We start from the raw sequence: 14,913 nt of genomic DNA, 5'->3' as shown, positions 1-14,913 counted from the left end.
TGGATGATATTTCGGACCACCGGCACGATCCTTTTGGACAAGAACAGGCGCCCAACACACCATGCGATCCGAAAAGCACGTGGCACGCGACATCAGTTATTCCTACTCTGCGGAAACGCGTGGGGGGCGAGCGCTGATCCGCGCAATGGAAAACGCAACGGGGCGTCTCAACCTTATCCGCCGGGCCGAGGGATACGAGACCGAAGTGGCGAAGGGCCGTGATTTCTGGGAGGTCATGACCGAACGCTATGGTCTGTCCCTGAATGTAATCGGCGGCTCGCTGGAGAATATTCCGCGCACTGGCCCGCTGGTTTTGATCGCAAATCACCCATTCGGTATCTTGGATGGCCTCATGATGGGTCGTATCCTCAGCGAAGTACGCGGTGACTTTCACATTCTGGCGCATCAGGTATTTCGAAAGGCAGAGGACCTGAACAAGGTGATCCTGCCGATCAGCTTTGATGAAACACGCGAGGCGATGGCCCTGAATCTGGAGACTCGCAAGACCGCTTTGCGCGTTTTGTCAGAGGGTGGGGCGATTGGCGTCTTTCCCGGTGGCACTGTGTCCACCTCGGCCAAGCCGTTCTCTCAGCCGATGGATCCGGGGTGGCGGTCGTTCACCGCGCGCATGGTTGCCCGGTCAGATGCCCAGATCGTGCCAATGTATTTCTGTGGCCATAATTCGCGGGCCTTTCAACTGGCCAGCCATCTGCATGTCACGCTGCGCATGGGGCTTCTGATCAAGGAATTCAAATCGCGCATAAACAAGCCCGTGGAACTGGTGATCGGCGAGCCGATCCCGAAAGACGCGCTGGCGCCGTATCTGCATGACGCCAAGGGCATGATGGACTTTCTGCGCCAGCAGACCTACGGCTTGTCTCCGGTTCCGGTGCGCGATCCGGGGTACGGGTTTGAATTCGAGGACAGGTATAGGCAATAATGGCCGTTGGCATATTCGATAGCGGGCTCGGCGGACTGACGGTTCTTGATGCAGTGACACGTCGCCTGCCACATGTGCCCTTTGTTTACTATGGAGACAATGACAACGCGCCCTATGGTGTGCGCACAGCGGATGATGTCTATGCCCTGACCGTCGCTGCTGTCGAACGTCTTTGGGACGAGGGCTGCGATCTTGTGATCCTTGCCTGCAATACCGCATCGGCAGCGGCGCTGCGCCGAATGCAGGAAGCTGGATTGCCTGAAGGCAAGCGTGTCTTGGGGGTCTTTGTTCCGTTGATCGAAGCCCTGACAGAACGGCAGTGGGGCGACAATTCTCCGCCGCGCGAAGTCATGATCAAGCACGTGGCGCTGTTTGCGACCCCCGCCACTGTTTCAAGCCGGGCGTTTCAACGTGAATTGGCGTTTCGGGCGATTGGGGTCGACGTAGAAGCACAGCCCTGTGGCGGCCTCGTCGATGCCATTGAAGCCGGTGATGAAATTCTAGCCGAGGCACTGGTGCGCAGCCATGTAGAGGCGCTTTTGCGCCGGATGCCAAAGCCGGAAGCGGCCATTCTGGGCTGCACGCACTATCCGCTGATGGAAACCACTTTTCAACGCGCGCTTGGCGCCGATGTGAAAGTCTATAGTCAGGCCAGCATCGTTGCCGAAAGCCTTGCCGACTATTTAGAACGCCATCCCGGCATGATCGGAACGGGGGCCGGGAAAACCTTTCTCACCACCGGAGTGCCGGAGCGCGTGTCGTCCAAGGCAACGCAGTTTTTGAGGCGAAAGATCACCTTCAAGTCAGCGTGAATTGCATCCGGACCCGCGCCGAACTACACATTCAAAAAATACGAGAGGCAAACATGGCCCATAAAATCGCCATTCTTGGTGCGAGCGGTTACACCGGGGCGGAACTGGTCCGCCTTTTGTCGACGCATCCCAGCTATGACATTGTTGCACTCTCGGCTGATCGCAAAGCGGGCCAGTCTATGGGGCAGGTTTTTCCCCATCTGCGGCACGTGGATCTGCCGGTCTTGGTCAAGATCGACGAGATTGATTTTTCTGGCGTGGACTTGGTGTTCTGTGCTCTGCCGCATGCGACCACACAAAATGTTATCAAAGCCTTGCCGAGCCATCTTAAAGTAGTCGACTTGTCCGCTGACTTTCGTTTGCGCGATCCGGCCGACTACGAGAAATGGTATGGCCAGCCCCACGCAGCCGTCGAGATGCAGCGCGAGGCCGTGTATGGCCTGACCGAATTCTACCGTGATGATATCCGCGCCGCGCGTCTTGTCGCGTGTACCGGGTGCAACGCTGCGACGGGGCAGTTTGCACTGCGGCCGCTTATCTCGGCCGGCCTGATTGATCTTGACGACATCATCATCGATTTGAAAACCGGCGTCTCCGGCGCTGGTCGGTCGCCCAAGGAAAACCTGCTGCATGCAGAATTGTCCGAGGGAACGCATGCGTACGGGGTTGGTGGCGTTCACCGGCACCTTGGCGAGTTCGATCAGGAGTTTTCAAAGCTGGCTGGCCGCAAGGTCGAGGTCCAGTTCACGCCACACTTGCTGCCGGCCAATCGTGGAATTTTGGCGACCGTCTATGTAAAAGGTGACCCACAAGCGATCCATGCGGAACTATCTCGCGCTTATGCTGACGAGCCATTCCTCGTCGTTCTGCCGTTCGGCGAGCATCCGTCCACGCGCCACGTGCGCGGCGGGAACTTCGTGCATCTGGGTGTCGCAGGTGACAGGCGGTCTGGTCGTGCTATCGTTATCGCTGCGCTGGATAACCTGACCAAAGGGTCGTCAGGTCAAGCGATACAGAATGCGAATCTTATGTTGGGGGAGGAAGAAACAGCGGGATTGATGCTTGCCCCGGTGTTTCCGTAGCGACGATGAAAAGTCTGAAAAAACAACGCCGAATCCAAGTGATCGCTTTGGCCGTGGTGGCGCTGATTATCTCAACGGCGTTGATTGGCTATGCCATGCGGGATGGGATCAACTATTTCCGCAGCCCAAGCGAGGTGATCGCAGAGCCGCCGGGGCGCACAGAAGTGTTTCGCATCGGTGGCCTCGTCGAAACTGGCTCACTCAAGCGCGGGCAGGGCGAAACCATTGAATTTGTCGTAACGGATGGTGGCGATTCCGTGCCTGTCGTGTTCACGGGCGTGCTTCCTGACCTTTTTGGCGAGGGACAAGGGATGGTCGGCACAGGCAGTTATGTAGACGGCGTGTTCACCGCGACCGAAATTCTTGCAAAGCATGACGAGACGTACATGCCCAAAGAAGTTGTGGACGCGTTGAAAGAGCAGGGCGTCTACGTGGAACCCGAAAGCTGACGTTGGGCTTGCTCAGTGTCGTTGCTTGCGCCCCCTTGGCCTAAGTCTGAGGCGAGGCACAGAAGGGCGGCTGCGGCTGCGTTGTCTCTTGTCGGTGACCCGAGCGCAGCCTAGCTTACACATTAAAACCGGCCTTAGACGGCCGGGTATATCGACACCGTCGAACAGGGGTAGGACATGATCGCAGAACTTGGACACTTTGCCCTTTTGCTGGCGGCCTGCGTGGCGCTTGTTCAGGCGGTGGTTCCGATGATCGGAGCGCATCGCGGCTGGTCCGGCTGGATGGCCTTTGCCTCTCCCGCCGCAACAGCGCAGTTTTTCCTGACGGCATTCAGTTTCTCAGCTCTGACATATGCCTTTGTTGTGTCTGATTTCTCTCTCAAGCTGGTTGTCGATAATTCCCACAGTTTGAAACCCATGCTTTACAAGGTAACGGGCGTTTGGGGGAACCACGAAGGGTCCATGCTGCTTTGGGTGTTGATCCTGACGCTGTACGGCGCACTTGCCGCTTGGTTCGGGGGCAACTTGCCCCCAAGTCTGAAAGCGCGGGTTCTCGGCGTGCAGGCAGCGGTAACGCTGGCGTTCATGGCCTTCATAATTTTCACCTCGAACCCGTTCTTGCGGCTTGCGGTTCCACCACTTGATGGTCAGGATCTGAACCCGCTTCTGCAAGACCCCGGTCTCGCGTTTCATCCACCGTTTTTGTACTTGGGCTATGTCGGGCTGTCCCTGACGTTTTCCTTTGCTGTCGCTGCCTTGATCGAAGGGCGCGTTGATGCGGCGTGGGGCGGTTGGGTCCGTCCCTGGACGCTGGCGGCTTGGGTCTTTCTGACCATCGGCATCGCATTGGGATCCTGGTGGGCTTATTACGAGCTTGGTTGGGGCGGCTATTGGTTCTGGGACCCGGTCGAAAATGCGTCTTTCATGCCTTGGCTCTTGGCCGCAGCGCTGCTTCATTCGGCTATTGTTGTGGAAAAGCGCGAAAGCCTGAAAAGCTGGACCATCCTTTTGGCGATCCTGGCCTTCGGGTTCTCGTTGATCGGGGCGTTTATCGTTCGCTCGGGTGTTTTGACGTCCGTGCATGCTTTCGCCAACGATCCCGAACGCGGGGTCTTTATCCTGTTGATCACGGGGATCTTCATGGGAGGCGCACTGACCCTTTTTGCGGCGCGCGCCGGGTCGATGCAGGCAAAGGGCGTCTTTGGTTTGCTCAGCCGGGAAAGCGCGTTGGTGGCCAACAACATCCTGCTCGCTGTGTCATGTTTTGTGGTGTTCGTTGGAACTGTATGGCCGCTTGTCGCGGAGATGCTATTTGATCGAAAGTTGTCGGTGGGCCCGCCGTTCTTTGATGCGGCGTTCACGCCCTTCATGGTTTTGCTGGCGATCATTCTGCCCATTGGTGGGTTGATGCCGTGGAAACGTGCGAAGATGGGTCGTGTGATGCGCCAGCTCACGCTGCCGATTGTCGCAACCTTCTTGGTGGCAGCCCTGATTTGGACCTTCCAAACAGACCGCAGCATTCTTGCCCCGATTGGCATCGCCCTTGGTGTGTGGCTGATCGCAGGGTCACTGATTGATCTTTGGTCCCGGACAGGCCGGGGCGGGGTCGCGTCGCGCGCACGTCGTCTTTGGAACCTGCCCCGTGCAGATTGGGGAAAGACGGTTTCGCATATGGGGCTTGGCGTCACGTTTATCGGAATTTCCGCCATGACCGCATGGCAAAGCGAAGACATCCGCGTTGCACAAGTGGGCGAGACGTTCACCGTGTCTGGCTATGAGGTAACTCTTGCCGACGTGCGCCGGGAACCCGGGCCCAATTACGACTCGATCATGGCTGATCTTGTTGTGTCCAAAAATGGGCGGCAAGTGGCCATCCTAAACCCGGAAAAGCGGAACTACCCGGTGGCGCAAATGCCCACGACCGAGGCCGACATCGATAACGGTGTTTTCCGTGACCTGTATCTTGTGATCGGGGACCCGCAGGCCGGCGGCGGCTGGGCGGTTCGGACCTATATCAAACCATTCGCGAACTGGGTCTGGGCCGGGGCGATCATCATGTCACTTGGTGGATTTGTCAGTTTGAGCGACCGACGGTTCCGTGTGGCCCCCGGCGCCGCGCGCAAACCCGGAAAATCGGGGGATGCAGACCCGTCAACGGTGGCCGCAGAATGATCAATCGCCTTTTGCTTTCCGCCCGCGCGTTAGCCGTCTGCTTGATGTTTGCACCGCTGCCATCCGCAGCGGTGCAACCAGACGAAATTCTGGCTGACCCAGAGCTAGAGACACGCGCACGCGATATTTCTGCTGGTCTGCGATGCCTTGTGTGCAGAAACGAGAATATTGACGAATCCAACGCTGACCTGGCCCGCGATTTGCGACTGCTTGTGCGCGAACGACTTGTCGAGGGCGACAGCAACGTTGAAGTTGTCGACTTCATCGTTGACCGATATGGCGAGTATGTATTGCTCAATCCGACAACGCGCGGCTCGAACATGATCTTGTGGTTGGCGGGGCCAGCCATGTTCATTGCGGGTTTTGGCATCGCAGCGGTGTACATCCGGGGGCGGCGCGCATCAGACAAAGAAGCAGCACCGGATTTGACAGAAGATGAAGCGGCAGAATTGCAAAAAATTCTAGAAAAATGACCCAGCGTTTTTGTGCGGTGACGTGCGCTCTGTCGTAGTCTGCCTGCGAACGTGGAGCGGAGAACGCAATGGACTTTCAGACAATCAGACTCGACATTGATGCCGGCGTGGCATGGCTCACCTTGGCGCGGCCCGAGGTCAAGAATGCGCTCAACGTTCAGATGCGTGCGGAAATTCCGGCAGCAATTCGGATCGCGCAGGAAAACGCGCGCGTTCTTGTCATGACAGGCGCCGGGGACAGTTTCTGTTCCGGGCAAGACCTTGGTGACGGCGCTGCGGCGCTGGATATTGAACGCGTGCTCCGCGACGAGTACACCCCCATGCTTCGTGCGATTTTCGAGTGTCCCATCCCGACGATTGCCGCGGTCAACGGCGCAGCGGCCGGGGCGGGGGCGAACCTTGCGCTTGCAGCAGATGTCGTGATTGCATCAGAGCGGGCTGTCTTTTTGCAAGCGTTCACGCGGATCGGCCTGATCCCGGACGCGGGCGGCACCTATTGGCTGCCGCGTCAGGTCGGGTTTGCCAAGGCGATGGGGGCCGCTTTGTTCGCCGAACCCATCACGGCTCAGCAAGCAGAGACATGGGGCATGATATGGGAGGCCGTGGCCGATGATGCCTTTGCGGATCATGTGGCCAAACGTGCACGTCATTTGGCTGACGGCCCAACCGTTGCTTACAGCCATGTCAAAACGGCGCTTCGGCAGAGTTATTCCAATGATCTTGAGGCGCAGTTGTCGCTTGAGGCACAGTTGCAGGGGCTGTGCGGTCAGACCCGCGATTTCAGCGAGGGTGTTGTAGCCTTTTTGGAAAAGCGCAAACCGTCCTACGAGGGCCGCTAGTCGCGGTCACTGTTCCCAGGTCGGCGCGCGTTTTTCGATGAATGCAGCGATGCCTTCGGCGGTATCGCTATCGAGCATATTTTGCACCATGGCATCGCGAGTCAGCGCATAGGCCCCTGATAGGTCTTGGTCCAGTTGATCATAAAACGCACGTTTGCCGATGCGCACTGCACGTGCCAATTTGTCGGCAACTTGCTTTGCCAAGGCGAGTGTTTCTGTCTCTAGCGCCGCGTGGGGAACCACACGGTTCACCAGCCCAAGCTCTTGCGCGCGGTCTGCGGCGATGAAATCCCCGGTTGTCAGCATTTCGAACGCCTGCTTGCGCGGGACATTGCGCGACAGGGCGACCATCGGGGTCGAACAGAACAGTCCAATGTTGACACCATTGACGCCAAAACGCGTGCCTTCGGCCGCGACCGCCATATCGCAGGTGGCAACAAGTTGGCATCCTGCGGCTGTCGCGATACCGTGCACTTGCGCGATCACAGGTTGGGGCAGGCGGGGGATCGCCTGCATGAGTTGGCCGCACCGATCAAAAAGATCGGCAAAATACGCGGCACCGCCATCTGGTGCTGCGCGGGCTGCCGTCATTTCCTTAAGATCATGCCCGGCGCAAAAAGCCTTGCCTGCACCGCGCAGGATCACAACGCGCACCGAGGGGTCTTGCGCGATTTGTGACAACTGCTTTGCAAGAACGTCCAGCATCGCGTCGGACAAGGCGTTCAAAGACCCGGGCGAGGATAGGGTAAGGCACGCAATCGCGCCTTCGTCGGTCCTGACCACGAGGTTTTCTGCGTCGCTGCCGACTGACATGTGATTGGTCATCTTGCCTCTCCTCCGGTTTATAAGCAGCTTAACGAGGCTCTGGGAATGGGGAAAGCGATGCACGAGTTGAAAATGGATATCGACGCTTTGAACGCCTTTTTGGTGTCAGAGTTTCCTCAAGTCGCGGATGATTTTGAGATCGAATCACTAGAAACGATGCGTTTGCGTGTCCGCCTCAGGACAAGACCTGCGCATTTGCGGCCCGGGGGCACCGTTTCAGGTCCGACCATGTTTGCACTTGCCGATGTCGCCGTTTACCTTGCCGTTCTTTCTTTGGTCGGCCCAAAGGCGTTGGCGGTCACAACCAACTGCGCGATTGATTTCATGCGCAAACCAGCCGCAGACCTAGATTTGATTGCCGATGTAGAGATTCTCAAGCTGGGTCGTTCGCTTGCCGTCGGTGATGTACGATTGTTTGGTGAGGGACACGAGGACAGACCAGTAGCAAGGGCCTCGTTAACCTACTCAATACCTTGAACTTGTTTTGATCATAGCCGTCTTGCTAGAAGGTGAGCAAGGTGAAGCTCAGCGTTATAACCCCCTGCAAGCACACTATTCCTATCCGTAGGGATAGCAAAGTTACCTGCATGGAACTTTGAGCAAAACACCCCGAACAGCTAGAAAGATGCAACAGCGCTAAATTTGCAGAATGTTCTGCAGACAGGCTTTGAGCATTGGAGATCGAAGATGGAGAAGGTATTCGCACTTACCAAATCAGCCCAAGCAGGTCTCTGCGTGGCGGCTGGTGTTGCCGTGTTCTTCTCCAGCCAAGTTCTTGCTGACGCAGATGGCGCCGGCGGTGTCGGACCCTCCGATGCAATCCTTCTGGACGCTCCCAGTGTCACAGGACGGATCAACGATGGCGATGAATCTCTGGTTGATACGATTTACGTGTACATGGACGGTTGCCCGATCATGAGCATCACGCCTCCGGCGGGTGGTCGCGGTGAGCCGCAAGTTCAGATGATCGATCAGTCTGCCGGTTGCGTTGCCTCGCGTGGCACGCAGGACCCTGCCGATGTGGCCGCGAACGGTGGCGGCATGCGTGTAAAACTTTGGAATGACGATCCATCGCTCATTGAAGCTGTGAACGGCGGCGAAGCCGCAAATCCGCGGTCTTTGGTGGTCGAAGTGTCAAGCTTGTACCCCGACGAGTTGCCTGAAACGACCGAGTTGATGGCTGGCGGCACAGCACCACAGTTCAGCATTCCAGGTTTCCTTGGCGATCCATCTGGCGAACTGATCCTCGCATCGGGCGAGGGCACAAACGGCGGATCGCTTTTGGGCGGCGCAACAGGTGGCGGCATGTTGTACGCAGGCGGTGGATCCGGCGGGTCGGGCGGCAATAGCGGTACAGATAACGGCACAGGTTTCTTTGGCGGATCTGACGGATCTGGCGGTACTGGGTTCCTGGCAATCTTTGGCGGTGAAGGCAGCGTCCCGTCCGTCACCGCGGTCCCACTTCCTGCCACACTGCTTCTTCTGCTATGGGCATTGCAGCTTCTACGCAGTCGCGTTCGTCGGGCCTGATCACACATTGACCTTACAGAAACGCCTGCGCTTCACAGCGCGGGCGTTTTGCGTTGGGAAAGGCGACAAATTCGCCAGTCTTTATTGGGTATTATGATACCTAAATTGCAGTTGCTTGTTTTTGCTGCATTATTATGGGAAATGCGCACTTGACTGCGCCTGCCAATCCCGTAGAACGCAGCATCCGAGTTTCCGGGCGGCGCAATGTGCCAACCGATCAACACTGAAGGTCGAGACCATGAAAACCTTTACAGCCACACCGGCTGATATCGACAAGAAATGGATTTTGATCGATGCCGAAGGCGTCGTTCTGGGTCGTCTTGCGTCGATCATCGCGATGCGCTTGCGCGGCAAGCACAAGACAAGCTTCACACCGCATATGGACATGGGTGACAACGTTATCGTCATCAATGCCGACAAGGTCCAGTTGACTGGCCGCAAGCGGACGCAGAAAACTTACTATCGTCACACCGGCCACCCCGGTGGGATCAAGTCGACCACGGCTGATAAGATCCTCGAAGGTGCGCATCCAGAGCGGGTTCTTGAAAAGGCCGTGCAGCGTATGCTGCCGGGCAATCGCTTGAGCCGTAAGCAGATGACAAACCTGCGTATCTATGCCGGCGCCGAGCACCCACACGAGGCACAAGAGCCTGAAGTGATCGACGTTAAGATCCTGAATTCCAAGAATACGCGGAGCGCATGATGGCCGAAGAAATCAAATCGCTCGACGACCTTAAAGGTGCCGTCGACATGGCAGAGATTGGCGCAACCGATCTGTCCGCGCTGGAAGAAGCCGTAAACCGCGAGCCGGTTCGCGACAGCTTTGGCCGTTCCTATGCGACCGGCAAACGGAAAGATGCGGTTGCCCGTGTGTGGATCAAGCCAGGCTCCGGCAAGGTTGTTGTCAACGGCAAAGACGTGACAACCTATTTCGCGCGTCCGGTTCTGCAAATGATCCTCCGCCAGCCGTTCACTGTTGCTGGTGTTGAAGGCCAGTTCGACGTGATGGCGACTGTCAAAGGCGGCGGCCTGTCGGGCCAAGCTGGCGCGGTCAAGCACGGCGTTTCCAAGGCGCTGCAGTTGTACGATCCGTCGCTGCGCGGCCCGCTCAAAGCAGCCGGCTTCCTGACACGCGACAGCCGTGTTGTTGAACGTAAGAAGTTTGGTCGTCGCAAAGCGCGTCGGAGCTTCCAGTTCTCCAAGCGCTGATCTCGTCAGAGGCAGTATTTGGAAAAGGGGTCCTTTTGGGCCCCTTTTTCGTGTCAAAAGCACTGTAGGGGGTCATCAATCCACTGGGGCAGGCCGCGTGCGACCGAATGGTTGATCAGAGCTTGAGTTCAGTCAGCAGCGATTGCGGGTATAGGATGGGCCAGTAGCCTGAAACAGACCAATGAGTGACAGGTCCGCAAGACCGTTCTGGGCGTGCGATTTTTGCAATGTTTCTTCGTGTCCACCTGTTGAGGGAGGTCTGAAGGTCAGCTTTGGCGGCTCAGAAATTCCATGACGTCAGGGCGAACCGATTGAACCCCTTTGAGCTTGCCTTGCTCAATAACATCGCGAAGTTCAGCCAAGTTTGTTTGCCGGATCAGGTGCTTGACCGGTCCAATTGATGCTGGGCGCATGGATAGCGCACGCAGGCCCACGGCGGCGAAACAAACAGCTTCAATTGGTCTGCCTGCGTCTTCTCCGCAAAAAGACACTGGTGTCCCGGTGTCCACGCAGCGGGCAACGATTTGCTCCAAAAAGCTGAGGAACGATACGTTCAGCGTGTCATAACGTCGGCGAACACGTTCGTTTTCGCGGTCCGCTGCAAAAAAGAACTGCTTTAGATCGTTGCCGCCGATGGAAATGAAATCTGCCAATTCGAAGAACTGTCGCGGCGCAAATGCAAGGCTTGGCGTTTCCAGCATTGCACCGATTTCGACACGCTCGGGCAGGGGGTGGCCAAGCTTTTCTTCGCGGTCCAATTCGCGCAACAGCATTTCGCGCGCATCACGGAATTCGTCGAACTGTGCCACAAAGGGGAACATGACCGTCAAGGCGCGTCCTGCGGCCCCCCGGATCAGCGCCTGCAGTTGCATCCGCATAACGCCCTTTTTGTCGAGCCCCACACGAATTGCCCGCCAACCAAGCGCCGGGTTGGGCTCTTCCGTGGGCTTCATGTAGGCCAAGACTTTGTCAGACCCGATATCAAGGGTTCGAAAAGCCACGCGCTTGCCATCGGCGGCATCCATGACACGCCCATAAAGGCTCGCCAATTCGCCCCTGCGCGGAACCTTTGATCGAATAAGGAACTGCAATTCTGTGCGGAACAACCCGACCCCTTCAGCGCCCGAACCAACAAGGCTGGGCAGGTCAGCCATGAGTCCCGCATTCATGTGCAGGCTCACACGCTGTCCGCATTCCGACGTGGCAGGCAAATCGCGAATGCTGGTGTAGCGTTCCTGCGCCTGAGCCTGCATAGCCAACTTATCGCGGAAGGCTGACGTCACACTGTCATCGGGACGCAAGTGCACAACGCCTTCATTGCCATCGACGAGCACTTGATCGCCGTTCAGCGCCTCGGTTGTGATGCCAGATGCGTTGACAATCAACGGGATCGCCCAAGCGCGGGCGATTACAGCGGCATGGCTGCCAACCGACCCTTCCTCCAGAACGATTGCCCTGAGAGTACGGCCGTATTCCAGCAACTCGCCTGGGCCAATATTGCGTGCGACCAGAACGGCATCATCGGGCCGCGCTGCGCCTGTATCGCGCCCTTGGCCCGTGAGTATCCGCAAAAGCCGATTGGACAGATCATCAAGGTCATGCAAGCGATCCCGCAAGTATGCGTCTGCGACGGTGCGCATTCGCGCTTGTGCGGCGGACTGTTCCTTTTCAACGGATGCCTCGGCTGACAAGCCGCGGGCGATGTCCTCTTCCATCCGTCGCAGCCAGCCTTTGGAATTGGCAAACATGCGATAGGTTTCGAGGATCTGAACATGGTCGCCTTCCATCTTGCTGGCGTCCGCCAGCAATGAATCGAGCGAACCGCGCAGCGTCTTGATTCCGGCGCGAAGGCGTTTCAGTTCTGCTGCCGGATCGTCACTGATCGGATTTGTGACAACCACACGCGGGTCGTGCAAAAAGACATGCCCTTCGGCTGTCCCTTCTTGCCCAACCCCGCCGCGAAACACTTGCGGGCGTTTGTGCAGGGGCGTCAGGCTGTCGCCTTCGCCCATGATCTCGCCAAGTTCCGTCATCTCCGCCAAGACCATGGCGACGACTTCAAGCGCATAAAGTTCGTCTCCAGAGAAACTGCGCGCTTCTTTGGACTGCACCACCAAAACGCCCATCCGCTGCCCAAGGCGTTGAATCGGCACGCCCAGGAAGGATGAATACACCTCTTCGCCCGTTTCTGGCATAAAGCGGAAACCGGGCTCTTGTGGGGCGTTGGCACTGTTGATCGCTCTGGAGGTGGCGGCGACGCGGCCCACCAGACCTTCGTTCAGGCGCATCCGCGTCTGATGCACGGCTTCGGGGCGCAGGCCCTCTGTCGCGCAAAGCTCAAGCGTTTCGTTGTCTCGGAACAGGTATATTGAGCACACTTCCGTGCACATGCTGTCCGCGATCAGATGAGTGATCCGGTCAAGCCGCTCTTGCCCCGCGCCGCCTGACGCCATTGCTTGACGTAGGCGACCGAGCAGTTTGCGGCTTTCAGTTTCCGTCGCTTGGGCCATGCGCTTCCGTCAGGAGTTTGTCTCCAGCTCAAAGGCATCATGAAGCGCCTGAACCGCGAGTTCCATATATTTCCGGTCAATCAGGACGGAAATCTTGATCTCAGAGGTGCTGATGACTTTGATGTTGATGTTCTCAGCCTTGAGCGCCGCAAACATACGCGCGGCAACGCCCGCGTGGCTGCGCATCCCAATCCCAACAACGGAAATCTTGCAGACATCGGTATCGACGACCAATTCGCTAAATCCGATCTGGTCTGCGGCCTTTGCATCAAGGATCGCTTTCTCGGCGCGGGCAACCTGATCGTTCGGGCACGAGAAGGTCATGTCGGTCACCGCTTCGGGGTGATCGTCATAGTCTTTTTCGCTGATATTCTGAACGATCATGTCAACATTCACGCCGGCATCAGCCAATGGCCCGAAAATGGCGGCGGCGATGCCTGGGCGGTCTTCGACACTGACAAGCGTGATCTTGGCTTCTTCCCGCGAATACGCGACGCCAGAAACAACTTTGCTTTCCATAATTTCCTCCTCGTCACACACGAGCGTGCCGGAATTGGGGGTGCTTTCCTCGAACGATGACAAGACGCGCAAGCGAACTTTGTACCGCATGGCGAGTTCTACCGACCGGGTTTGCAGGACTTTCGCGCCAAGGCTGGCAAGTTCCAGCATCTCTTCAAAGGCGATACGGTCGAGTTTGCGGGCTTTCGACGTGATCCGCGGATCGGTTGTATAGACGCCGTTGACGTCCGTATAAATGTCGCACCGTTCCGCATCGAAAGCGGCGGCAAAGGCAACGGCGGTCGTATCAGACCCACCTCTGCCAAGTGTCGTGATCCGGCCTTCGGGGCTGAGGCCCTGAAACCCTGCAACCACGGCGACCTTCATGCCTTCGCCAAACTTCTGGTCGATATTATGGCGCGGGATGCTTTCGATCCGCGCGGCGGAATGGGCCGACGTGGTCAGCAGTGGCACTTGCCAACCTTGCCAACTGCGCGCGGGCACATCCATTTCTTGCAACGTGAGTGACATAAGACCGGCTGTGATGTTCTCGCCCGACGACACGACAGCGTCGTATTCACGCGCATCGAACATGGGCGAAGTTTCATTCACCCAACCGACAAGTTCGTTGGTCTTCCCAGACATCGCCGAGACAATGACAATCACGTCATAGCCGCGCTCTACTTCAGCGCGCACCTTTTCGGCGGCGTTGCGGATACGGTCCAGATCGGCCACTGACGTGCCGCCGAATTTCATTACCAGGATCGGCATGGTCGCTGTTGTGCCCCCCGCTTCCGGGCAGCGTTTGCCCGTGTGACCGGCCTTGCAAACCAAGACCATGTGACCGACACCGCGCCGGTCGGGGCTGTTTATTCAAGCACAGCCCCCGCCGCAAGGGTATGCGTGACGTGGCGGCTTAGAACGGGATCGGCGTCCCATCGTAGGACTCAAAAACTCCGCTGGTTTCCGGGCCAAGGGCCGCAAAGCGAGCAGTCAGCCCAGCAACCGAGGCATCGCGGCTGATATCAGCGGATGATCCCCCCATATCCGTTCGCACCCATCCCGGATGATACATCCCGACTGAAATCCCTTTAGGCGCCAGATCGACGGCAAGGTTGCGCCCCAAATTCGTCACTGCGGCTTTACTGGCGCGGTACACATAGGACCCACCGGGCGCGCGTTCGCTTGATCCCATGATTGAGGAGATGATCGCGATGCGCGGGGTCTTGGCGCGTTGCAATGCAGGCAACAGGGCCTCAATGGTCATCCAGACACCGGTTACGTTCACGGAAAACGCCTGGGACCAGATGTCAGGCGAAATCTTGGTATCCAGCGTCATTCCTTTGTCGGGATAAACGCCCGCATTGCACACCAGCAAATCAAGGGCGACATCGTGGAACCGCGCGGCGAGGTCTGTAAAGCCTTCGGGGCGCGTGACGTCCAACTGGGTCAGAGCATCATCCGCCGGTGTGCTGCGCACCGTTCCAAAAGCAACCGTTTCCGGCTGCGCGGCGTAGTGTGCCAGCAATCCTTGCCCAATCCCGCGATTGGCCCCAGTGATCAGTACGCGCATT

At 57.7% G+C, this 14,913-nt stretch carries 15 protein-coding genes; 11 read left to right on the top strand and 4 right to left on the bottom strand.

Annotation, left to right across the window (positions count from 1 at the left end):
* Positions 1-61: 61 nt before the first annotated feature.
* The 7 genes from E2L05_RS02755 (at position 62) to E2L05_RS02725 (ending at position 6,767) form a co-directional block, all read left to right on the top strand.
* A complete protein-coding gene (locus E2L05_RS02755; RefSeq protein WP_133341363.1) occupies positions 62-940 on the top strand; it encodes a lysophospholipid acyltransferase family protein in 879 nt (292 codons plus the stop codon).
* Positions 940-1,752 (top strand): glutamate racemase, encoded by an 813-nt coding sequence (locus tag E2L05_RS02750; protein WP_133341362.1) that lies wholly within the window; start codon positions 940-942, stop codon positions 1,750-1,752. Before E2L05_RS02755 ends, E2L05_RS02750 begins: the two co-directional genes overlap by 1 nt.
* Positions 1,753-1,805: 53 nt before the next feature.
* On the top strand, positions 1,806-2,834 hold the full coding sequence (gene argC, locus E2L05_RS02745) for an N-acetyl-gamma-glutamyl-phosphate reductase (protein ID WP_133341361.1): 1,029 nt from the start codon (positions 1,806-1,808) through the stop codon (positions 2,832-2,834).
* Between the two features lie 5 nt (positions 2,835-2,839).
* On the top strand, positions 2,840-3,283 hold the full coding sequence (gene ccmE / locus E2L05_RS02740) for a cytochrome c maturation protein CcmE (RefSeq protein WP_133341360.1): 444 nt from the start codon (positions 2,840-2,842) through the stop codon (positions 3,281-3,283).
* 177 nt (positions 3,284-3,460) lie between these two features.
* A complete protein-coding gene (locus E2L05_RS02735; RefSeq protein ID WP_133341359.1) occupies positions 3,461-5,455 on the top strand; it encodes a heme lyase CcmF/NrfE family subunit in 1,995 nt (664 codons plus the stop codon).
* Positions 5,452-5,928 carry a cytochrome c-type biogenesis protein gene (locus tag E2L05_RS02730; protein WP_133341358.1) on the top strand — a complete coding sequence of 159 codons (477 nt, stop codon included), beginning with the start codon at positions 5,452-5,454 and terminating at the stop codon, positions 5,926-5,928. The genes E2L05_RS02735 and E2L05_RS02730 overlap by 4 nt, the downstream gene beginning before the upstream one ends.
* Before the next feature lie 68 nt (positions 5,929-5,996).
* Positions 5,997-6,767: an enoyl-CoA hydratase-related protein gene (locus E2L05_RS02725; RefSeq protein ID WP_133341357.1), complete on the top strand. Its 771-nt coding sequence runs from the start codon at positions 5,997-5,999 to the stop codon at positions 6,765-6,767.
* 6 nt (positions 6,768-6,773) lie between these two features.
* Here E2L05_RS02725 and E2L05_RS02720 read toward each other — a convergent pair whose 3' ends face one another.
* A complete protein-coding gene (locus E2L05_RS02720) occupies positions 6,774-7,592 on the bottom strand; it encodes an enoyl-CoA hydratase (RefSeq protein WP_243721842.1) in 819 nt (272 codons plus the stop codon).
* A 57-nt stretch (positions 7,593-7,649) separates the two neighbouring features.
* Here E2L05_RS02720 and E2L05_RS02715 point away from each other — a divergent pair, with 57 nt between their 5' ends.
* From E2L05_RS02715 to rpsI, 4 genes are all read left to right on the top strand, one after another.
* Positions 7,650-8,069 (top strand): PaaI family thioesterase, encoded by a 420-nt coding sequence (locus tag E2L05_RS02715; RefSeq protein WP_243721841.1) that lies wholly within the window; start codon positions 7,650-7,652, stop codon positions 8,067-8,069.
* Between the two features lie 210 nt (positions 8,070-8,279).
* Positions 8,280-9,122: a hypothetical protein gene (locus tag E2L05_RS02710; RefSeq protein ID WP_133341356.1), complete on the top strand. Its 843-nt coding sequence runs from the start codon at positions 8,280-8,282 to the stop codon at positions 9,120-9,122.
* A gap of 238 nt (positions 9,123-9,360) precedes the next feature.
* Positions 9,361-9,825 (top strand): 50S ribosomal protein L13, encoded by a 465-nt coding sequence (gene rplM / locus E2L05_RS02705; protein ID WP_133341355.1) that lies wholly within the window; start codon positions 9,361-9,363, stop codon positions 9,823-9,825.
* A complete protein-coding gene (gene rpsI, locus E2L05_RS02700) occupies positions 9,825-10,331 on the top strand; it encodes a 30S ribosomal protein S9 (RefSeq protein WP_133341354.1) in 507 nt (168 codons plus the stop codon). The genes rplM and rpsI overlap by 1 nt, the downstream gene beginning before the upstream one ends.
* Before the next feature lie 266 nt (positions 10,332-10,597).
* On the opposite strand, the gene ptsP is transcribed toward rpsI, so the two are convergent.
* The 3 genes from ptsP to E2L05_RS02685 all read right to left on the bottom strand — a co-directional run bounded on the left by ptsP (position 10,598) and on the right by E2L05_RS02685 (position 14,912).
* Complete coding sequence (ptsP, locus tag E2L05_RS02695; RefSeq protein ID WP_133341353.1) at positions 10,598-12,841, bottom strand: phosphoenolpyruvate--protein phosphotransferase; 2,244 nt, start codon at positions 12,839-12,841, stop codon at positions 10,598-10,600.
* 9 nt (positions 12,842-12,850) lie between these two features.
* Positions 12,851-14,110: an aspartate kinase gene (locus tag E2L05_RS02690; protein ID WP_133341438.1), complete on the bottom strand. Its 1,260-nt coding sequence runs from the start codon at positions 14,108-14,110 to the stop codon at positions 12,851-12,853.
* A 145-nt stretch (positions 14,111-14,255) separates the two neighbouring features.
* Positions 14,256-14,912, bottom strand: a complete 657-nt coding sequence (locus E2L05_RS02685) for an SDR family oxidoreductase (protein WP_133341352.1) — start codon at positions 14,910-14,912, stop codon at positions 14,256-14,258.
* Between the last annotated feature and the right edge of the window lies 1 nt (position 14,913).

Origin of the sequence: Meridianimarinicoccus aquatilis, from assembly GCF_004358675.1 — a bacterium.
In the GTDB taxonomy this organism is placed as follows: Bacteria; Pseudomonadota; Alphaproteobacteria; order Rhodobacterales; family Rhodobacteraceae; genus Meridianimarinicoccus; species Meridianimarinicoccus aquatilis.
The sequence above is the reverse complement of the archived record's forward strand: the minus strand, read 5'-3'. Positions and strand labels throughout refer to the sequence as shown.